Source organism: Nocardia sp. NPDC050406 (genome assembly GCF_044459025.1).
In the GTDB taxonomy this organism is placed as follows: Bacteria; Actinomycetota; Actinomycetes; order Mycobacteriales; family Mycobacteriaceae; genus Nocardia.
The window spans coordinates 165,160-188,331 of the sequence record NZ_JBITIM010000005.1 but is presented as its reverse complement, the minus strand read 5'-3'; the positions used below and the strand labels follow the sequence as shown (position 1 = coordinate 188,331).

The following is a 23,172-nucleotide window of genomic DNA, read 5'->3' as shown; positions in this document are numbered from 1 at the left end:
CGTGACCGCACCAGCACCGCGCGACAACGACATCGCCGTCATCGGCATCGGCGCACGCTTCCCCGAGGCGGCGAACCTGGAAGAGTTCCGCGCCAATCTGGCCGCTGGACGCGACAGCATCGGCCCCATGCCGGAGTCGCGCGCCGAGGCGACCGCCTTGGACCGCCGCGTCCACTACCTGCCCATGGGGCACCTGACCGATATTCACAGCTTCGACCACGCCTTCTTCGGCCTGTCCAAACGCGAAGCGGCGCTGATGGATCCGCAACAGCGCATCGCCCTGGAGTTGGCGCACCAGGCCATCGAGGACGCCGGATACGCCCCGGCCACCCTGCGAGCGGCCACGACCGCCGTGGTCTTCAGCGCGCCCATGCCCTCCTATCACGCCATGGCCGTCGATCCGGGACCCCTTGCCATGCTGGGCAATCTGCCCTTCGGCACCCCGGCCCGCATCGCGCATCTGCTCGGCTTCGACGGCCCGTGCTATGCCGTGGACAGCGGCTGCAACGCCTCGCTCATCGCCGTCCACCACGCCTGCCGCGAACTGCGCGGCGGCGATGCGGACTACGCGCTGGCGGGCGGAATCAGCGTGCGCGCCAACGGGTCTCCGGCGTGGACCATGCAGACCATGACCGAGATCGCCTCACCGGGCAGCCAGGTCCGCGCCTTCGACGCCGACGCCGACGGCACCGTACCCGGCGAGGGCGGGGCGGCGCTGCTGCTGACCACCCTGGCGCGTGCCCGCGCGGACCGTGCGCCCGTCTACGCCGTCATCCGGGGCAGCGCGGTCCTGCACAACGGGCATGCCGCCGTCACCATCAGCACTCCCAGCGCCGCGGCCCAAGCCCGGGTCATCGAGCGCGCGTGGCGCAAGGCGGGGGCCGATCCCCGTGACGCCGGATACCTCGAAGCGCACGGTTCGGCCACCCGCCTGGGCGACGCCGTCGAACTCGAGGGCCTGCGCACCGCCTTCGCCGGACGCGAAACACCACTGCCGATCGGATCGGTCAAAACCAATATCGGCCACCTCGACCACGCCGCGGGCGTCGCGGGCCTGGTGAAGGCGGTGCTGTCGGTCACGCACGGTGAGCTCTTCCCATCCCTGCACTTCCACCGTCCCACCGGTGATCTCGACCTCGCGGCAGCTGGAATCGAAGTGGTCACGAGCCCACGCGCATGGGAGGGTGACAGGCCGCGCCTGGCGGGAGTGAGCTCGTACAGCCTGGGCGGCGCCAATGCGCACTGCGTGGTGCAACAGGCACCCGATACGCCGCAGGGTGAGAGCGCGCGCCTGGAAAGCGAAGGCTCCGAGGTTCATGGCGAACCGGTGCGACGGCCGGAAGACGAAGTGTCCGAGGTCGTCAACGAACCGGTGCGGCAGTTGGTCCCGGTATCGGCGCGGACACCGGCGGCGCTCGCGGAACTGTGTGAAACCCTGGCGCATCGCTTGCGAGAGAGCTCCTTCGATCTCGCGGATGTCGCGTTCACGCTCGCACACGGGCGGGCGCACTTCGGCCATCGCATCGCGGTATGCGCCACCGACACAACGGAATTGGCGCGCCAGCTCGAAACTCGCGGCGCTGCCGTCAGCCCGGACGGTGCGCTTCCGGTCGCGCCGCGCGTAGCGTTGCTGCTCTCGCCCGGCGCGCAGCCCGCGGGGCAGGTCGGCAGCGCACTCCCGGCGCAGCTGCCCGCCACGGGCGCGGTCGCCGACGTGCTAGCGGCCCAGATCGCGGTGCACGATCGGTTGCGCGCCAGCGGAATTCACTTCGCGGCCGTGCTCAGCGGAGGAGCGTCGAAATTCGCCGCCCGCTATCTGCTCGGATCGCGTGAGGCCGTCGACCCCGCCGAACTGAACGCGGCGGCGCGGACGCCGACAGTGGACCGGGCCCGGCTGGTGGCCGCGGCCGAGACGCTGTTGCGCGACGGGCCGGTCCTCTTCGTCGATCCCAGTCCGGACGGCCTGCTCGGCCGGTATCTCGCCGAGGATCTCGCCGACCGCAAGGATGCGGAAATCCTCTTCGGCTCAATCGCTTCCGCAGACCCGCTTGGTATCCTCGGTCGGCTCTACGAGCGCGGGGTGGAACTCGACTGGGAACAGGTGCACACCGGTGACGGCCGCCGCGTGCGGCTGCCCGGGCACCCTTTGCACCGCACGCGGTGCTGGGTCGAACTGCCGACGGCGGCGCACCACGACGAGCCCGCCCCCGCCGAAACCCCCGCCCCATCCGAACGCCCCGCGCTGCCGGTGCCGTCGGACGCGACGCAGTGGTTGTCCGAGGTGCTGCGGGAGCTGCTGCACGCGGAGGCCGAAATCGGCCCGGAGGAAGACTATTTCGACGTCGGCGGCAACTCCATCATCGCCGTGCAATTGGTGGAGCGCGTCGAGGAAGCCTTCGGCTTTCGGCCGAAACTCCTGGACGTCTACGAGCGGCCCAAGGTCGCCGATTTCGCCGAACTGCTGCGCGAAGGCGCGCGCCCCGTCACGCCCGAGGTCAGCCCCGGCCCGCGCGGGTTGCCGCCGATCACCCGCACCGACGAACTCGTCATGTCGCCCGGACAGGAGCGCATGTGGTTCCACCACCAGCTCGTTCCCGATACGACCCTCTACAACTACCCGGTGGTCAACGTCTTGCGCGGCCCGCTCGACCCGGCCGTCGTCAAGGGCACGTTCGAGGATTTCGCCGAACGCCACGAACCGTTGCGCTACAACCTCGTCGAGGTCGACGGCCTGCCCGCGGTGCGGGTGCGGCCCGCGCTGGGTGACTTCTTCCGGGTGGTGGATGTCTCCGGCGACGCCGATCCCGTGGCCAGTGCGCGGGAGCTGATCGGCGCGGCCGCCGTCCGGCCCTTCGATCTCGCTCGCGACCCCATGGTGCGGGTGCTGGTGGTGACCCTCGCCCCGGATACCCATGTGTTGCAGGTGGTGTGCCATCACTGCGTCACCGACGGCCAAACCCCCGGCATTCTCGCCCGCGAGATCCCGGTGCTCTACGCCGCCCGCCAGCAGGGCCGCAGCGCCGAACTCGAACCGCTGCCGATCCGCTACCGCGACTACGCGCGCTGGCATCGGGAACTGCTCGACTCCGGAGCGCTCGACCACGAACTCGAGTACTGGGTGCACGTGCTGCGCGGCGCGCCGAAACTGCGGCTGCCCACCGACTTTCCACGACCCGCGCGCAAGACCTTCGTCGGGGACCTGGAGCCGTTCACCGTCCCGGCGGCACTGCTCGCCGCGGCGCGCGTCGTCGCCAAACGGGAATCGGTCTCGCTGTTCGTGGTGCTGCTGGCCGCGTTCTACCTGCTGCTGGCCCGACGCAGCGGACAGCGCGATCTCGTCGTCGGCACGCCGACCACCGGCCGCACCCGACGCGAACTGGAAGGGCTCATCGGCTTCTTCAACAGCACCGTCGCCCTGCGCGCCAACCTCTCCGGTCCGGCGACGCTGAGCGATCTTCTCGAACGGGTGCGCGGAATCGTCCTGGGCGCGTTGGAGAATCAGGAAATCCCGTTCGAACGGGTGGTGCACGCGCTCGACGATCAGCGGGACCAGTCCCGAACCCCGATCTTCGATGTGCTCTACGTGCACCAGGATCTCACCAGCACCGGAGCGGCCAACCCGCTCAGCGGCGGCGAGACGGAGTTCTTCGACCTGGACCACTCCATCCACAACGCGTTCGGCGGATTGCCGCCCGGCACCGCCAAATTCGATCTCAGCCTGGTCACCTACGACCGCAGCGACGAGCACGACATGCTGGCCTGCTTCGAGTACAGCACCGAACTGTTCACGCGCCGCACCGCCGCGGGCTTCGCGACGGCCTTCCTGGAAATCCTCTCCGAGGTCGTGGAGTCGGCCCCCGATCGGTCGATCGAGGAACTGGTCGTCGTCGCACCCAGCGCCCCGACAGCGGTGGAATCGGTTGCGGCGCTCGATATTCCGACAGATCGCCCGCGCGGGGCCGCCCGCTACACCGTGGGCAGCGTGCACGAGCGGCTCGACACCGCGCCCGCCGACGCCGATCTGCTCGCCGCCTGGGTGGCGCTGCTCAGCTGGTACTCCGGCTCCGACGAGGTGGCGGTGGGACTGGCGACCGGTGTGGCCCGCATGGATCTCGGCGACGAACCCACCGGGGCCGAACTGCTCGAACGCGCCGCCGCGGCGCTCGCCGCGTCCACGGGTCCGGCCGGTGCGGGCGCGCTGCGCTTCGGCGACACCGGCTCGGAGGGCGCGGAGCTGGTCCTCGCCCCGTCGGCCGAGGATCCCACCGTGCTGCGGTTGGACTACGCCACAGAGCTTTTCGACGAATCGACGGCCCGGCACATGCTCACCGACCTGATCCGGCTGCGACGCGGCCTGCTGGAGACGCCACAGGATCCGGTGCCGGATATCGCACTGCGCTGCGTGACGGAAGCGGAGGTGACCCGATGACCGGAGTCGTGGCGGTGATCGGCGCGGGCACCATGGGTGCCGGTATCGCGCAATGCCTCGCCCAGGCGGGCCGCGATGTGATTGTGGTCGAACCCGATCCGGCCGCCGTGCGGCGGGCTCGGCGCGGCCTGAACGAGGCCGTCCGCCTGGCCCTGTTGCTGGGGCGCGGAGACCGGCGCACCGCGTTCGAGGCGGCTCGTCGCGTGCGCTGGACCGACCGTATCGAGGAGCTCGACGCGGTCGAATTCGTCATCGAATGCGCCGTCGAGCACATCGAGGCGAAGGAGAAGCTCTTCGCCGAGCTGGACCGGATCTGCCCGGCCGACACCGTACTCGCCTCCGCCACCTCGGCCATCCCCATCGCCCGGCTGGCCGCCGCGACCGGCCGCCCGCACCTGGTACTGGGCCTGCACTTCATGAATCCGGCCCCGTTGACCGACGCGGTGGAGGTCGTGCGCGGCGCGAAGACCTCGCCCGAGACCCTGTCGCGCGCCACCGATCTGCTCACCGCGCTCGGCAAAGAGGCCATAGTCGTCGGCGACCGACCCGGTTTCGTCCTGAACCGGGTGCTCATGCTGAGTATCGCCGAGGCCGCCGCGCTGCTCGACGCGGGCGAGACCGCCGAGACCGTCGACGCCCTGTTCGAACGCTGCCTCGGCCACCGTATGGGCCCGCTGCGCACCGCCGACCTCATCGGCTTGGACAACGTCGCCGACACCATCGAGGTGCTGCGCCGCGAGACCGGCGCGGACCACTACCGCATTCCACCCGCCCTCGCGGCCCTCGTGGCCGAGGGGCATTTCGGCCGCAAGACCGGACAAGGATTCCATGACTATCGCTGACACCGCCCGCGCCGACACCACCGTCGTCCGGGTTCCCAGCGACGCCGAACGGGCCGCGCTGGCCGTCGGTGATCGCACCGTGGACCTGTATCTCGAACTGTCCGGCTCGCTGACGGCGACCGCGCTGATCGAGGCCATCGAGACCGTCATGGCCGAATGCCCGGTGCTGCGCAGCGCCTTTCGCGACGACGACGGCGCGGTGCGGGTGTACGAGGAAGCGGCCGCGCCGGTTCTCGTCTTCGACGCCATCGACGACACCGATTTCCTCTCCGCATGGCTGGCCGAAGAGCGGTCGCGCGCAATGGATATCGCCAACGGCCCGCTCTACACACATGCCGTCTTCCGGATGGTCGACGGCCGCCTCGGCTGGTATCAGCGCTACCACCGGCTGGTCAACGACCAAGCCGGGATACTCGCCGTCGTCGCCCGGGTACACGCCGTCCTGAACGGTGCCTCCGGCACACCCGAGTCGACCCCGCCGTTCGGTGCGACCGCGCACCGGGTCGATATCGAACACCGGTACCGCGAATCCGGGGCGTGGGCCACCGACCGCGAATTCTGGGAACAGCGCCTCGCCGACACCGCCCGGCCCGAGGTGCCCGCCGATACGGCTATCGGGACGACAGGTACTGCGGCAGAGCGTGATTCGGGCGCAAGCGCCCAGGCTATCTGGGCGACAGTCGGTGCGGCGGGCGAACTCGCCCGGCTCGCGCGCACCTGCGGCGGCGGCGCACCGGCGGTGATGCTGGCCGCGCTGGCCGTCTACGCCGCGCGCACGACGCGCACGGGCGCATGCGTGGTCGCCCTGGACAACGCGGAAACCACCGTGCCGATACGTATTACGGTCGCCGCACAGGAGAGCTTCGACTCGATCGCCAAGCAGGTGGGACGCGAGCTGCGCAAGGCGCGGCGACACCGCTATATCGCCGATATCGACGAGCCGTGGGCGGATGCGCCGGTGTACGGGCACTGGCCGCTGGCCGTGCGCATGGTCGGCGGCGGGGCCGTCGACCGTGTCGGCGACGCGGTGCCCATCGAATACTCCGGAGCGGGAGCGGAATTCGTCGTCTGCGTCGACGATCGGGCGGAGCGCGGGTGGCGCGTCGCCGTCGTCGGAACGCATCGCTCGCATCGCGATCGACTGATCCGGCTGCTGGAGCGGCTGGCACGCACGCCGCACACACCGATCGCCCGCATCGATCTCGCGGCACCGCACGAGATCGAGCGGCTCGTGGGTGTTCGCCCCGCGCACGCGGACGCCGCGCCCGCCACGCTGGCCGCGCTCTTCGCCGACCAGGCGCTGCGCTCACCGGAGGCACCCGCGCTGCTCGGGTCCGAAACCCGCATGACCTACGCGGACCTGCACAGCGTCTCGAATCGATTGGCGCGCAAGCTGATCGCGCTCGGAGTCGGTCCGGAGCAGGTGGTGGCACTGGCCCTCGGACCGGCACCCGAACAGATCGTCGCCGTCCACGCGGTGCTGGCCGCCGGTGGCGCGTATCTGCCGCTGGATCCGGAGCACCCGCGTGCGCGGCACGAACAGGTCCTCGACATCGCACGGCCGGTATGCGTACTCACCACGCGCCGTAGCGGATTCGACGCTCCGGCGGGCATCCGGGTCATCCACCTGGACGAGCTCGATCTGGCGCGGGAGTCGGGTGCCACCGTCACCGATGCCGAGCGACTCGCCCCGCTGCGCCCGGAGAACCTGGCGTACGTGCTGTTCACCTCCGGGTCCACCGGACAGCCGAAGGGGGTGGGGGTCCCGCATGCCGCCGTCTGCGCGCACCTCGCCTGGATGCGGCACACGCACGGGCTCGACGACACCGATGTGGTCGTCCGCAAGACCACCCTCACCTTCGATGTCTCGGCCTGGGAAGTGCTGTGGCCGTTCACGGTCGGGGCCGCGCTCGTCCTCGACGGATCCGGCGCCGACAGCGACCCGGCCGAGTTGGCGCGCGCGATCGACGAATACGGCGTCACGACCGTGCAGTTCACGCCCTCCACCCTCGCCGCCCACCAGCGGGCGGTCGACGCGCCCATGGCGGCGAGCGTGCGTCGCGTACTGCTCGCCGGTGAGGCGTTGCCGCCCGCACTCGCCGCCGCGCTGCCGCGCATCGCACCGGGCGCGAGCCACGACAACCTCTACGGTCCGACCGAGGCGACCGTCGCCGTCACCCGCCACGCGATCGACGCACGCGATACGGCCTCGGTGCCGATCGGCGCACCCGCCTGGGGCGTAGCGGCGCATGTGCTCGACGCCTTCCTGCGGCCCGTTCCGGCGGGAATGCCGGGCGAGCTCTACCTCGCGGGCGCGACGCTCGCGCGCGGATACACGCGCCGGGCCGGGCTCACCGCGGCGCGCTTCGTCGCCGACCCGTTCGGCGCACCCGGGCAGCGGCTCTATCGCACCGGCGATATCGTGCGCTCCACCGGACGCGGCGAGCTCGAATACCTCGGCCGCGACGACTTCCAGGTGAAGCTGCGCGGTGTCCGCATCGAACTCGGCGAGCTCGAATCCGCGCTCATCGCACAGGAATCCGTGGCGCAGGCCGTCGCGGTGGTCCGCGACGGCAGCACCGGTGCCCGACTGGTCGCCTACGTCAGCCCCGCCGCCGGGCACCACATCGACACCGAGGCGCTGGACCGGCGGTTGCGCGAGGTGCTGCCCCGGCACCTGGTGCCCGCGACGATCGTCGGGCTCGCCGCCCTGCCCACCAACCGTTCCGGCAAAGTGGACCGAAAAGCATTGCCCGCCACCGATATCGAGGCGGTGGCCTTCCGTGCCCCGCGCACCGATACCGAAACCGCGCTCGCCGCCGCCTTCGCCGAGGTGCTCGGCCGCGACCGCGTCGGCGTCGACGAATCCTTCTTCGCGCTCGGCGGCGACAGCATCATGTCCATTCTGTTGGTGTCGCGAGCGCGAGCACGGGGTCTCGCCGTCACCGCGCAGCAGGTCTTCGAGCATCGCACCGTCGCGCGTTTGGCCGCCATCGCCGACACCGCGGGCGGACAGGAGATCGCGCCGCTGGCCGAACTGCCCGGCGGCGGCGTCGGCGAGCTGCCGCTGACACCGGTCGTGCGGTTCCTGGTGGAGCGCGGTGATCCCTTCGACCGCTTCTGTCAGTCCATGACACTGCAGCTGCCCGCCGGAATCGACCGCGCCGCACTGGTTTCCACCATCACCGCGGTCGTCGACCACCACGACATGATGCGCTCGCGGGTCTACCGCGACGACTCCGGCGAGTGGCGCGCCGAGGTCGCGCCGCCGGGCAGCGTCGATGTGGACTCGCTCGTCCACCGGGTCGTCCACCCCGCCGACCTCGGCGCCGACGCACTGCGCACCCTGGTCGCCGACGAACTCAACGCCGCCGTCGACCGGATCGACCCGACCACCGGCGCGGTCGTGCGATTCGCTTGGCTGACACCGGATTCGGAGAACGCGCCGGGCCTGCTCGTCATCGCCGCCCACCACCTCGCGGTCGACGGCGTCTCCTGGCGCATCCTGCTGCCCGACTTCATCGCCGCGTGGGCCGCCGTCGCGGCGGGGCACACCCCGCAGCTGCCCGCGGTGGGCACCTCCATGCGCCGCTGGGCGCACGCGCTCGTCGACACCGCGCACACCGAGACGCTCACCGCCGAACTGCCCCGGTGGCGCGAGATCGTCGAGGGCCCCGATCCGTGGTTCGGTGACCGGCCCTTCGATCCGCGCCGCGATATGGCCGCCGATATGGCGCATACCGCGGTCGAACTCGACGAGGACGACACCGCCGCCCTGCTCACCGCCATTCCCGACCGCTACCGCGCCCGGGTGGCCGACGCACTGCTCACCGCGCTCGCGCTCGCGATCACGCGCTGGCGCTCGCGCCGCGACGAGCACGAACGCTCGGTGCTGCTGCGACTGGAAGGCCATGGCCGCGAACAGGATGCGGTCCCGGGAACGGAACTGTCCCGCACCGTCGGCTGGTTCACCTCACTGGTCCCCGCGCGGCTGGACCTGACCGGCGTGGACCTCGACGACGCCTTCGCTGGCGGACCGGCCATGGGCGACGCCATCAAGGCGGTCAAGGAACAGTTGCGCGCCGCACCGCACAACGGTTTCGGCTACGGCCTGCTCCGCTACCTCAACGCGGAGACCGCCGCCGCGCTCCCCTCGGACGGACCGGGGCAGATCTCGTTCAACTACTTCGGGCACATCACCGGCCTGGACATTCCGGAGGAGTTGGCGGGCATCGGCTTCCTGCCCTCCACCGAGTTCGGCATGCTGCCCATTCGCCCCGACGCCCGCCGCGGCGCACTCGGCGCGGTGGAGGTGGACTCCATCGTCCTCGGCCACCGGCTGGCGACCAGCTTCGGCTACGCGCGCGGCATATTCGGCGACGCCGCGGGCACGGAACTGGTCGAGCTCTGGCGCGAGGCACTGGCCGCCGTGGTACGGCATGCCCGCGAACCCTACGTCCACGGCGGACACACACCCTCCGATTTCCCGCTCGTGACCGTCACCCAGGCCGAGATCGACGTCTGGGAGCGGCGCTATCCGACGCTCACCGAGATCTGGCCGGTGACGCCGCTGCAAGCCGGAATGATGTTCCACGCCCTGTTCGACCCCGACGCCGTGGACGTGTACACGGTGCAGCTGGTGTTGAGCCTGGACGGCACGGTCGACGCGGATCGACTGCGCGCCGCCGCGGCGGCCGTCCTGGCCCGACACGCCAACCTGCGCAGCGCGTTCGGTGTCGGCGACACCGGCACTCCGGTGCAGCTGGTCACCGGCGAGGTGACGCTGCCGTGGCGTGTGCTGGACCTGACCTCGGCCGCGCCGGACGCGCACGAGCGCCTGCTCACCGAAGAACGCACGACACCGTTCGACCTCGAACAGCCGCCGCTGCTGCGATTCCTGCTGCTGCGCCTCGACGCGGACCGTACCGAGCTGGTCGTCACCGGCCACCACGTGCTGCTCGACGGTTGGTCGATTCCCTTGCTGCTGCGTGAGATCGTCGCGGGCTACGCGGGTTTCGAGTTGGAAGCGCCGCGACCCTACCGCCACTACGTGGAATGGCTGGCCCGCCAAGATGTTTCGGCGTCGCGCGAGGCATGGACGGCAGCCCTGGAGGGAGTGTCGGAGCCGACGTTCGTCGCCGGTGACACCGTGGGCCGCCCGCCCACGACACTGCCGCTCGAGCGGGCGTTCGAACTCGACGAGACGCTCACCCGCACCCTCACCGCCCTGGCGGCCGAACTGGAGGTGACGGTCAACACCGTCGTCCAGGCGGCCTGGGCAATCCTGTTGGCGCGCACCACCGATCGCGCCGATGTCGTCTTCGGCACCACCGTCTCCGGCCGCCCCGCCGAGCTGGCGGGCGTGGAGACGATGGTGGGCCTGTTCATCAATACCGTTCCGGTGCGGATTCGACTGACCGCTGGCGAATCCGTCGCCGCGCTGCTGCGCCGCGTCCAGCGCGAGCAGTTCGCCCTCGCGCCGCACCATCAGCTGGGCCTGCCGGATATCGGCGCGCCCACCGGTGTCGCCGCCGGAGAGCTGTTCGACACATTGGTGGTCGTCGAGACGTATCCGGTCGATCCGGAGGCGCTGCGCGCCCACGCCGCCGCGAGCGCGGGGCTGGCCATCAGCGGGTTCCGGTCGCAGGAGGCCACCCATTACACGCTGACGCTGACCGTGCGACAGACCGACCGCCTGCACATCGTGGCAGGATGGCGACCCGACCTGATGGACGCCGCGACCGTGACACGGGTGGGCGAGCGTCTGGTCCGAGTGCTGCGCGAGCTCGTCACACGCCCGCAGACCCCGGCGCTCGATATCGACCCCATGGACGCGGACGAACGCGCCCTGGTGTTGCGCGACTGGCAGCGCCCCGCCGTGACCGTGCCGGAACTGACCCTCGTGGACACGTTCCGGGCGCAGGTGGCCGCGCGTCCCGAGGCCACCGCGGTCCGCCACGGCGAGCGCGCGTTGACCTACCGTGCCCTCGACGAGGCGTCCGACCAATTGGCACGCGAGCTCGCCGCGCGCGGAGTCGGCATGGAATCCCTGGTTGCCGTGGGGATTTCCCGTTCCGTGGAGTTGATCGTCGCACTTCTGGGCGTCCTCAAGTCGGGGGCGGGTTATGTTCCACTCGACCTCGGCAATCCACGGCATCGACTCGAATTCCTGCTCGCCGAAACCCATCCCGCCTGCGTGGTGACCACAGCGGCCGACCGCGCGGCGCTGCCCGCGAGCGATCTGCCGCACCTCATGGTCGGCGAGGCCGATAACACCGCGCCCTTCTCCGGTACGGCGAAACGCGCACCCCGCGTATCGAATCCGGACGCGGTCGCCTACGTGCTGTACACCTCCGGTTCCACCGGGCGGCCCAAGGGCGTGAGCGTGACCCACCGCAATGTCGTCGCGATGCTGGCGGCCACCCGGGCGGTCCTGGCGACCGACCACACCGATGTGTGGACCATGTTCCACTCACACGCCTTCGACTTCTCCGTGTGGGAAATGTGGGGGGCGCTCGCACACGGCGGCACCCTCGTCCTCGTCGACGCCGACCTGACCCGATCGCCGGAGGAGTTCACCGAACTGATGGCACGCGAAGGCATTACGGTGCTCAGCCAGACGCCGTCGGCCTTCGCCGCACTGCTCGACTCCGGATTCGCCCGCACCGCCGCGCCCGCGCTGCGGCATATCGTGCTCGGCGGCGAGGCGCTCGAAACACGCCGCCTGCGACAGTGGTACGACAGCGACCCGGACGGATCGACCCGGATCTCGAATCTCTACGGCATCACCGAGGCGACCGTGCACGCCACCCACGTCGTGGTGGACCGGCCGGACGCCGCCTCGGGACACGGCAGCGTGATCGGCCGCGGATTGCCGGGAATGGCTGTGCGCGTGCTGGATTCGCGACTGCGACCCGCGCCGATCGGCATTCGCGGCGAGATCCATCTCAGTGGGCCGCAGCTCGCCCGCGGATACCACGCCCGCCCGGCCACCACCGCCGACCGTTATGTGGCCGATCCGTACGGTGCGCCCGGCGACCGCATGTATCGCACCGGTGACCTGGCACGCTGGAATGCCCACGGTCGACTCGAGTACCTCGGGCGCGGCGATCAGCAGGTGCAGATTCGTGGCTACCGCATCGAACCGGGGGAGGTCGAGGCGGCGCTGCTCGACCACGAATCGGTGGGTCGGGCGGTCGTCGTGGCCCGGACCGGCGACTCCGGTGCACCGCGACTGATCGCGTACGTGGTCCCCGCCCCCGGCGTCGCGACCACGGCCGATGTACTGGAAGCACATCTCGCACAGCGGGTTCCGCCCTACATGCGGCCGTCCGCCATCGTGCTCGTCGATACGGTGCCGCTGACCCCCAACGGCAAACCGGATGTGGCGGCGCTGCCCGCCCCCGTCTTCGCCCCGCGCTCGGACCGCGCTCCCCGCACCCCCGCCGAACGGCTCGTGGCCGACCTGTTCGCCGAGGTGCTCGGCATCGACCGGCCGGGCGTGGACGATTCGTTCTTCGCCCTCGGCGGCGACAGCATCGTCTCCATCCAGTTGGCCTCCCGGGCCCGGGCGCACGGACTGCACCTCACGCCGCGGCAGGTCTTCGAACACCGCACGGTGGCCGGAATCGCCGCTGCCGCACGCGCACTCGATACCGACGCCGACCTGACGCACCTGCTGCCCGAACTGCCCGGCGGCGGCATCGGCGAACTGCCGCTCACCCCGATCGTGCGGTGGCTGACCGAACGCGGTGGCGGCTTCCGCCGAGTGAACCAGACCCTCACCGTCGAACTACCGCCGAACACCGGCCGCGACGCCGTGGTGGCCGCCGTCGCGACGCTGGTCGACCGGCACGATATGTTGCGCAGCAGGCTGTACAGGGACGAGACCGGCGAGTGGCGGTTCGAGACCCGGGCGGCGGAGCCCAAGGACGTGGTGCAGTTGTTGCGGCACAACAGCTTCGACGATTCCTTGGACGCCGACGGTCTCCGCGCACTCGTCGCCGCGGAAGTCGACGCCGCACTGGATGACCTCGACCCCGCCGCCGGTGTCATGGTGCGGTTCGTCCGGCTCGAATCCGACCGGGGCACCGTGCCCGGACGTTTGATCATCTGCGCGCACCACCTCGCCGTGGACGGCGTCTCGTGGCGCATCCTGCTACCCGACCTCGCCGCGGCCCTGGCCGCCGCCGCGAACGGCACAGTGCCCCACCTGGATCCGGTCGGCACCTCCATGCGCCGCTGGGCGCACGCGCTGGTCGACGCCGCGCACGCGCCCGACCGCATCGCCGAACTCGCCGACTGGCGGCGGATCTGCGCCACACCGGAGCCGCCGCTGGGCGCGCGGCCGCTCGATCCGGCCGTCGATATCACCGCCCGGCTCGCGGCGGTCGAGGTCGGCGTGGACGAGACCCTGACCGAGACGCTGGTGCGCACGGTGCCCGCGCGCTTCCACGCGGGCGTCGACGAGGTGCTGATCGCCGCACTGGCGATCGCGCTGGCGGCCTGGCGCGCCGAACGCGGTACGGCCACACCGGTGTCGGTCCTGCGGCTGGAGGGCCACGGCCGCGAAGAACATCTCGTCCCGGGCGCGGACCTGTCGCGCACCGTGGGCTGGTTCACCTCGCTGTACCCGGCGCGGCTCGACCTCGGCGCTACCGATATCGAGGCGGCCCTGGCCGGGACCGAGGCGACCGGGGCGGCGGTCAAGGCGATCAAGGAACAACTGCGCGCCATTCGCGACCACGGCATCGGCTACGGACTGCTGCGCTACCTGAATCCCGATACCGCCGAACAGCTTCCGGCGGACATGCCCGGACAGGTCGGCTTCAACTATCTGGGCCGCGTCGACGAGACCGGCACGGGAGCGTTCGCCACTGCGGACGCCGCAGCGGATGCGGACCTGCCCGCCGCCGTCGCCATCGACGTGAACGCGATCGTGGCCGGTGCACGCCTGCGCGCCGGATTCACCTACCCCACCACGCTTTTCGACGACGCCGAGGTCTCGTCGCTGACGCGGCTGTGGGTGCGCGCACTCGAGGCGATCGCCGCCCACTCCCGTGGCGCGGACGCGGGCGGGCACACACCGTCGGACTTCCCGCTGGTGCGGGTGAGCGGTGCCGACATCGCGGGCTGGGAACGGGATTACGGACGACTCACCGAGGTGTGGCCGCTCGCGCCATTGCAGGCGGGGCTGTTCTTCCACGCCACCGTCGCCGCGGCCGATCCCACCGTCGCCGATGTCTACAACGTGCAGACGGTGGTCCGGCTGGGCGCGACGATCGACGGCGATCGGCTGCGTCAGGCCGGGCAGCGCATGCTGGAACGGTATCCGAATCTGCGCGCGGCGTTCGTCTTCGACAGCACCGGCACGCCCTGCCAGGTGGTGGCCGAGGCGGTCGAACTGCCGTGGCGCGCAGTGGAGGTGGCCGACCCCGAGGATCTGGCCGAACTCGCCAGCCAGGAGCGGGTGCGCCGATTCGACCCGGCCCGGCCGCCGCTCATGCGCTTCACCCTGGCGCGCGTCGCGGCGGCGGAGCACGTCCTCGTCGTGACCTACCACCACATCCTGCTCGACGGCTGGTCGGTGCCCCTGGTACTGCGTGATCTGCTGGCGCTCTACGGCGGCGACGAACCGCTGCCCGCACCCGCCGGATCCTTCCGCGACTACCTCGCCTGGAACCACGCCCGCGACCACACGGCCGCCACCCGCGCGTGGCGGCGGGCACTGGACGGGGTGCGCGCGCCGACGCTGGTCGCGGGCGCGATCCGCACCCGCGACAGCGCCGTCACGACCGGCGAGTACCGCTGGTCGCTCGATGCCGACACCACCGCCGCGCTCGCGGCGACCGCCGTCGACATCGGGGTCACCCTCAACACCGTCCTCCAAGTGGTGTGGGCAATCCTGTTGGGGCGCAGGCTCGGACGCGACGATGTGGTCTTCGGCGCGACCGTCTCCGGCCGCCCGGCCGCGCTGCCCGGCGTGGAATCCATTGTCGGACTGTGCATCAATACGGTGCCGGTGCGCGTGCGGTTCGCCGGGCACACGCCTGTGGTCGAGCTGCTGCGCGCGGTACAGGCCGAGCAGGCGGAGATGATCGAACACCATCAGCTCGGACTGACCGAGATCCACACCGCCGCCGGACTGCGCGACCTGCTCTTCGACACGGTGCTGGCCTTCGAGTCCTATCCGATGGACACCGAAGGGCTCACCGCCGCGGCGGCCGCGCTGGACGGCGTGCGCGGCGCGGGGCTCGAGGTCAGCGACGCCGCGCACTATCCGCTGACGGTCACCGTCGATCCGGGCACGCAATTGCGGATCCGAATCGGTTACCTGCGCGAGATTTTCGACGAGGCGCACGCGGAGGAGACCGCGGCCGTCATGCGGCGGCTGCTCACCGCGGTCGCCCGCCACCCACACCTGACGATCGAGGAACTGGCTTGACCCGACGACTCCCGCTGACCAGCGCCCAGCAGCAGATCTGGGTCGCGCAGCAACTCGACGACACCGGTCAGCGCTTGATCGTCGGCGGCTACGTGCACCTGCACGGCGCGATCGACGAGGCCGTGTTCGAGCGGGCGTTGCGCGGGGTCGTCGCGGGCGCGGAGACGCTGCGGGTGCGATTCGACACCGAGCCCGACGGGTCGGTGGTGCAGGTGGTCGAGCCGGTGGCCGAATGGCCGTTGCACCGCATCAGCTTCCGCGACGCCACCGACCCCCGCGACGCGGCGCGCCGGTTCATGGAGGCGGCCCTGGAACGTCCGTTCGACCTGGGGTGCGCACCGCTGTTCGAACACCATCTCATCGATCTCGGGGACGCGGAGACGATGTGGTTCATCCGCTCCCACCACCTCGTGATCGACGGCGCCGCCTCGGCGGCCTTCATACGCCGGGTCGCCGCCACCTATTCCGCGCTGATGGAGGGGCGGGAGCCGACCGAAGCGGTCTTCGATCGGGTGAGCGACCTGATCGCGGAGGACGAGCGATTCCGCGCCTCCGAACGATTCGCCGCCGACCGGACGTTCTGGGCGGAACGGCTCACCACCGACACACCGTACGAGCCACCGCGATTCGCCGGTGCACCCGTCGCCACCGACGGCAACCGGTTCCTGCGGCACACCGGGATGCTCGGCGACGCCGAGTGGAAGGCGGTCCGCGACCGCGCGGACACGTCTGGAATCGCTTGGCCCGTCTGGGTATTCGCGGCCATCGCACTGCTGCTGCACGCGGATTCCGGTTCCCGCACGATCACGCTGGGGCTCGCCGTCCCCGCCAAACGCTCGCGCAATGCGCTGGGCGTCACCGCGAATGTCGTCCCGCTGCGCATCACTGTCGAGCCCGCCGCCACCGTGGGCGAACTGCTGCGCGCCGTGCGCGCGGAATCGCTGATCGTCTTGCGCCATCAGCGTTTCCAGTACGGGGACATGCTCGCCGACCTGGGGGTGAGCGGTCTCGGGGGCGGGATTCTCGGTCCGACGGTCAATGTGCTGCCCATGCAGAAGGATCTGCGCTTCGGAACGGTCTCGGCCACCCTGCGGCATATGTCGGCGGGGCGCTCCGACGACCTGAACATCAGCGTCTACGACAATGGCGATCCGGGCCTGTCGGTGGTGTTCGAATCGAATACGCAGCGCTACGCCGCGCGGGATCTCGCCGCGCACCACGACCGGCTCACCGCGACCATCGCCGCCCTGGCCGCTGCGCCGGAGGACCTGGCGCTCGGTCGGCTGCGCCTCACCCCGGTTGCCCTCGGACCGCGCGCGGTCGCCCAGGTGGACGACACGCTCATCGACCGCTTCGACCGTATGGTGGCCGCGCACGGCGCTTCGACCGCCCTCGTGCACGGTGACGAGACGCTCAGCTACGCCGAACTCGACGACCGGGTGCGTCGGCTGGCCCGGGTCATCGCCGGATACGGCATCGGCGCAGGGGAATTCGTCGGCATCGCGCTGCCGCGTTCGACGGATCTCGTCGTCGCCATCCTCGCGGTCCTGCGGGCCGGTGCGGCCTATGTGCCGCTCGATCCGAGCTATCCGCAGTGGCGGCTGCGTGCCGTACTAGACGACGCGGCACCGGGACTCGTTGTCACCGGCGCGGGAGTCGAACTCCCCGAAGGTGTTTCGGACGCAACCGTGTTGCGGATCGAGGAACCGCCGCAGGACCTCGCGCGTGAACCGGCCTGTCGCCCCACACCGCAGCTGCCCGCGTACGTCATCCATACCTCGGGCACGACCGGCCGCCCCAAGGGCGTGGTCGTCACGCACGCCAATGTGGTCCGGCTGCTCACCGTGACCGAGTCGTGGTTCGGGTTCGGCCCCGACGATGTGTGGACGCTGTTCCACTCCACCGCCTTCGACTTCTCGGTGTGGGAGATCTGGGGTGCGCTGGCCCATGGCGGCACACTCGTCGTGGTCGACGCGGAGACGGCCCGTGCTCCCGGGGAGTTTCTCGAACTGCTGGTGGCGCACAGGGTTACGGTGCTCAATCAGACGCCGTCCGCGTTCGGGATGCTTGTCGACGCGCTGGCCGACCGGCCCGGTGCCGAGCTGGCCCTGCGGCAGGTGATCTTCGGTGGTGAGCCGGTGGAGCCGTGGCGGCTGGCGCAGTGGTGGACGCTGCGCGATCCGGAGTCGCTGCGGCTGGTCAATATGTACGGCATTACCGAGACCACGGTGTTCGCCACCGGAACAGCCTTGACGGAAGGGGCGTCCGCGGCCGATATCGGTGTGCCCCTGGCGGATCTGGCCGTCTACGTCCTCGACGCCGCGCTGCGGCCCGCCGCGCCCGGGGTGCCGGGGGAGCTCTACATCGCCGGGTCCGGCGTCACCGCCGGATACCTACGCCAGCCGGGGCGCACCGCGGCGCGATTCACCGCCGACCCCTTCGGCGGGCCCGGCACCGTCATGTATCGCAGCGGCGATGTGGCGCGCTGGACCGATGCCGGAGCACTGGAGTATCTCGGGCGGGCCGACCGGCAGGTGAAGATCCGCGGCTACCGCATCGAGCCGGGGGAGATCGAGGGCGCGCTGTGCGAACTCCCGGCGGTCCGGGCGGCGGCGGTGCTGACCATCGAATACCGGCCGGGGGATCGGCGGCTCGCCGCGTTCGTCGCCGGTACCGGCGTCGAGGCGGGGCGGGTGCGGGCGGCCCTCGTGGAACGGCTTCCGGCCCATGCGGTTCCGTCCACCATCACGGTGGTGGAGGCCATCCCGACCACCCACAACGGCAAGGTCGACGAACGGGCCCTGCGCGCGCTCGACACCGACGGCGCTGCCGCCGGGGCTCCGCCGCGCACCGAGACCGAGATCCGGTTGCACGCGGTGTTCGCGGAAGTGCTCGGGCACAACGGTTTCGGGGTCGACGACGGCTTCTTCGCCATGGGCGGCGACAGTATCCTCGCCATTCGGGTCGCGGATCGTGCCCGCGCCGCGGGGCTCGCCCTCACGCCCCGGGATGTCTTCGCACAGCAGACCGTTCGCGCCTTGGCCCGCAGTGCCGGGACGGTCGCGCGCGTGCCTCAGCGGACGGTTGTCCCGACCCGCGACGGACATCCGTCGCTGCCCGCGACGCCCTTGCAATCCGGGCTGCTGTTCCACTCCCTGCACGAAGGCCAGGACGGCGAGGACCCGTATCTCGTCCAAGCCGCGCTGACCCTGGACGGGCCGCTCGAGGCGGCACGGCTGCGGGCGGCCCTGGGCACGGTGCTCGCGCGGCATCCACATCTGCTGGGCCGCTTCGTGATCGACGGCGACACACCCCGATACGAGGTGCACACGGACCTCGACATGCCTTGGCGCGTGGTCGATCTCGACAGTGCGCAGCCCCAGGAGCTCGCGGCCACCGTGCGGCGGGTGCGCGCCGAGGACGCCCGCATGGATCCGCTCGCGGCACCGCTGTTGCGGGTCACGCTCGTGCGGGCCGAGGCGCTGCCCGCCACCCTGCTGGTGACCCATCACCACGCGCTGCTCGACGGCTGGTCGCTCGGAATCCTGTTGCGCGACCTGCTGTTTGCCTACCAGGGTCTGGAAGCCCCGCCCGCCACACCGTTCTCCGCCTTCCTCGATTGGCGGGCCACGCGGGATCGCGACAGCGCCCGTCGCGCCTGGGCGCGGGCGCTGGCCGGAGCCGAACCGAGCAAGGTCGCGCGCGCGGAGCGGGCCCCGTGGCGGCGGCCCGAGGAGCGCAGCTTCGTCCTGCCCACCCCCGCGCTGAGCGAGCGGGCCCGCGCGCACGGGCTGACCCTCAATTCGATGGTGCAGGCGATGTGGGCACTGGTGATGGCGAATCTGACCGGCAGCGACGACGTCGTCTTCGGCATCACGGTCTCCGGACGCGACAGCGGCGAACTGGACGGGACCGTCGGGCTGCTCATGAACACCGTGCCGCTGCGAGTGCGCATCGACCCGTTCGAGACACCCCTCGAACTGGCCGCGCGGATCCAGCGGGAACGGGTGGCGCTCATGGAGCACGACCATCTCGGACTGGCCGCCATCACCGCGGCGGCCGGTGTCGTCGATCTGTTCGACACCTCGCTCGTCTTCGAGAACTTCCCCGTCGACACCGCGCTGTTCGACGATCCCGGTGCGGAGGTTCGGGTCAGCTCCGTCGACGTGCGGGGCGGAACGCACTTCCCCCTGACCGTGGTCGTGGTGCCCGGAGCGGGGGAGTTGACCTTCCGAATCGGGGCGCACTGCGAACGGATCGACGCCCTCGACGATATCGACGAACTGTGGTCGCGCATCCGCACCGCCGCGGCGGCGCTCACCGCCGCGCGGCAGATGCCGACCGGGCAACTCGATCTGCTGCCGCCCAACCGGCGCGACGCGCTGCTCACCTGCGGGCAGGGACCGGAGGCGTCCCTCGACAATGGTGGTCTGGCAGCGTGTTTCGAAGCCACCGTGCGTGCGCACGCGGACGCTGTCGCACTGTGGTGCGACGGCGTGGAGTACACCTACGCGCAGCTGAACGCCCGCGCCAACCAGACGGCGCGGTGGCTGCGCGCCCGCGGCGCGGGACCGGGCGTTCCGGTCGGTATCGCGTTGCCTCGCTCGGTCGATTTGGTGGTCGCCTTCCTCGCCGTCGCCAAGCTGGGGGCGATGAGTGTTCCGTTGAGCGATCGCTATCCGCCCGCGCGCGTGCGCGAGCTGCTGGCGTTCACCGGCACCGAGCTGGTGGTGCGCGAAATCGACGGCGCGACAGCCGAACTCGACGACGCTGATCTGGGCGTCGCGGTGGCGGCGGAGGCCGTCGCCACGCTGATGTTCACCTCCGGCTCGACCGGCGCGTCCAAGGGCGTGGAGGTCACCCACCGCAATATCGTGGCGCGCGCCCGCGACCGGATCGGTCACGGCGACGGGCATCGGCGCATGCTGATGCACCTGCCGCACAACTGGGACATGGTGGTGTGGGAGCTGTGGCTGCCGCTGCTCACCGGGCGTACGGCGGTGCTCGCACCGCCCGGCGTTCTCGATGTGGACGCCTACACCACGGTGCTGCGTGCGGGTCGGGTCACCTCGATCATGCTGCCCGCGGGCCTGTTTCATCTGCTGGCCGAGCAGATGCCGGACGAGCTAGCCGGGCTGCGGATGATCGCCTCGGCCGGTGATGTGCTGCCGCCGCGGGCGGCCGCCGCCGTGCGCCGGGGTGCGCACCCGCCGGTGGTGACGAACCTGTACGGGCCCGTCGAGGTGACCAGTTACGCGCTGGGCTTCTCGATTCCGGACGATATGTCGCCGGACCGGCCGGTGCCGGTCGGTCGGCCGGTGGAGAATACGCGGGTGGTGGTGCTGGACACGGCATTGCGTCCGGTGCCGGTCGGCGTCACCGGTGAGATCTACCTGTCCGGTGCGGGCCTCGCCAACGGCTATCACCGTGCCCCGGGCCGTACCGCCGAACGCTTCGTGGCCGATCCGTTCGGCCCCGCCGGGGCGCGGCTGTACCGCACCGGCGACCTCGGGCGGTGGGATACCGCCGGGCTGCTGCATTTCCTCGGTCGCGCCGATCGTCAGTTGAAGGTCAATGGCTTTCGCGTCGAACCCGGTGAGGTGGAGGCGGCCATCCGGCGGGAACCCGGTATCACGGCGGCCGTCGTCACGGCTCGCCGCGCCGCGAGTGGACAGTCGCTCATCGCGCATGTCGCCGCGGACGGCGCGGTCGACACCGTCGCGCTGCGGACGCGATTGGCCGCGACCCTGCCGTCCTATCTGGTGCCGTCGGCGATCGTGGTCATGGATCGCCTGCCCTTGACTCCCATGGGCAAGATCGACGTGGCCGCGCTCCCAACACCCGCGCCCGGCGTCCGCGTTCCGGCGCGCACGCCGCGCCAACAGGTCATCGCCGCCGCGTTCGCGGACGCGCTGGGCGTGGCGGAGATCGGTGTGACCGACGATTTCTTCGCGCTCGGCGGCAACTCCCTGTCCGCCATTCGGGTCGTCGCGACCCTGCGGGCGGCATTGGGCGTCGCGGTAACCCTGCGCGATCTGTTCGAATCACCCACTGTCGCAGCCCTCGAGCAGGTTCTCGACCAGCGCGAACCCGAGGCCGCGGCGCACGGTATCGCCAGCGTGCGCCGCACCGAGCCGATTCCACTCGCGCCCGCACAGCAGCGGCTGTGGACGGTGAACTACCTCAGCGGCAACCGTCCCGACTATCTGATCGCGACCGGACTCGAACTGCGCGGACGGCTCGATACGACGGCATTGGCGGCGGCGGTCGCCGATGTGGTCGAACGGCACGAAATCCTGCGCACCGTGCTGCCGTACGCGGCCGACGGCCCGATCCAGCGCATCCTGCCCACGGACTCGGCGCGCCCCGAAGTCCACACGGTCGACCTTTCCGAGGGTGAAAGCATCGATGCGGCAATCGAATCGGAGATGTTGCGCGGTTTCGATCTCACGACCGAACTGCCGTTGCGCATCGGCTTGTACCGCATGGGATTCGAACACCATATTCTGGTCGGCGTCCTGCACCACGTAGCCGGGGACGGGGAATCCCTGGGAGTGCTGCAACAGGACCTGCTCACCGCCTACCGTGCCCGCGCCGCCGGGCACGAACCCCAATGGGCCGCTGCGGCAACGCAGTTCGCGGACTACACGCTGTGGCGACGGCAGCTGCTGAACGCCGACGGCGCCCCCGGCGTGGTACTCGAACGGCAGGCGCGGTATTGGCGCACGGCTCTGCGAGACATGCCGCTACATCCCGTGCTGCCCACCGACCATCCCCGAACCGCACGTCGCGACAACCTCGCCGCGGCGATCCCCATCCACCTCGACCCGACCACCCATATCGCCCTCGCCCGTGCCGCCCGCGCCCACCGGGTGAGCATCTACATGCTCGTCCACACCGCCCTGGCCCTCGCGCTGCGCGACCACGGCGCGGGCACCGACCTCCCCATCGGCGTAGCCCTGAGCGCCCGCGACGCCGAAGGGCTACGCGACCTCGTCGGATGCGTGGTCGACACCGCCATCGTCCGAGTCGACCTGTCCGCCACCCCCTCCCGCCCCGACCTCGTCCACCAGGTCCGCGAACGCCTCCTGGCCGCCTACGAGAACAAGGACCTCCCCTTCGACACCCTCGTCCAACTCCTCAACCCACCCCGCTCGAGCACACACCACCCCCTGTTCCAGGTCATGGTGACCTACCAGCAAGCGGTCGAAATAGAATCGGCCGGACCAGAATTGACCGTCCGCCACCACCCCATCCCAGTCCGCCACACCCCCTGGGAACTCCTCCTGAACCTACGCGAGAGCTACACCCCCACCGGCCACCACGCGGGCATCCACGGCGAACTCATCTACGCCGCCGAACTTTTCGATCCCCCCACCGTGAAATCCCTGTCGGCAACCATAACCACCACACTGAAGTCGATATGCGCCGAACTCGAACCCTGACGGGCCCGTTCA

Annotated in this window: 4 protein-coding genes; all 4 read left to right on the top strand. The window is 70.8% G+C overall.

Going from position 1 to position 23,172, the window contains the following annotated elements; all coding sequences use genetic code 11:
• Nucleotide 1: 1 nt before the first annotated feature.
• From ACIBH2_RS32565 to ACIBH2_RS32550, 4 genes are read left to right on the top strand one after another with little or no spacing between them, the layout of a single operon-like run.
• On the top strand, nt 2–4,429 hold the full coding sequence (locus tag ACIBH2_RS32565) for a condensation domain-containing protein (protein ID WP_397124604.1): 4,428 nt from the start codon (nt 2–4) through the stop codon (nt 4,427–4,429).
• Complete coding sequence (locus ACIBH2_RS32560) at nt 4,426–5,271, top strand: 3-hydroxyacyl-CoA dehydrogenase family protein (protein ID WP_397124602.1); 846 nt, start codon at nt 4,426–4,428, stop codon at nt 5,269–5,271. Before ACIBH2_RS32565 ends, ACIBH2_RS32560 begins: the two co-directional genes overlap by 4 nt.
• Nucleotides 5,258–15,715: an amino acid adenylation domain-containing protein gene (locus ACIBH2_RS32555; protein WP_397124600.1), complete on the top strand. Its 10,458-nt coding sequence runs from the start codon at nt 5,258–5,260 to the stop codon at nt 15,713–15,715. Before ACIBH2_RS32560 ends, ACIBH2_RS32555 begins: the two co-directional genes overlap by 14 nt.
• The gene (locus tag ACIBH2_RS32550; RefSeq protein ID WP_397124598.1) at nt 15,712–23,160 is read left to right on the top strand and encodes an amino acid adenylation domain-containing protein; all 7,449 of its coding nucleotides are present in this window, start codon (nt 15,712–15,714) and stop codon (nt 23,158–23,160) included. The genes ACIBH2_RS32555 and ACIBH2_RS32550 overlap by 4 nt, the downstream gene beginning before the upstream one ends.
• The last annotated feature ends 12 nt before the right edge of the window (nt 23,161–23,172 follow it).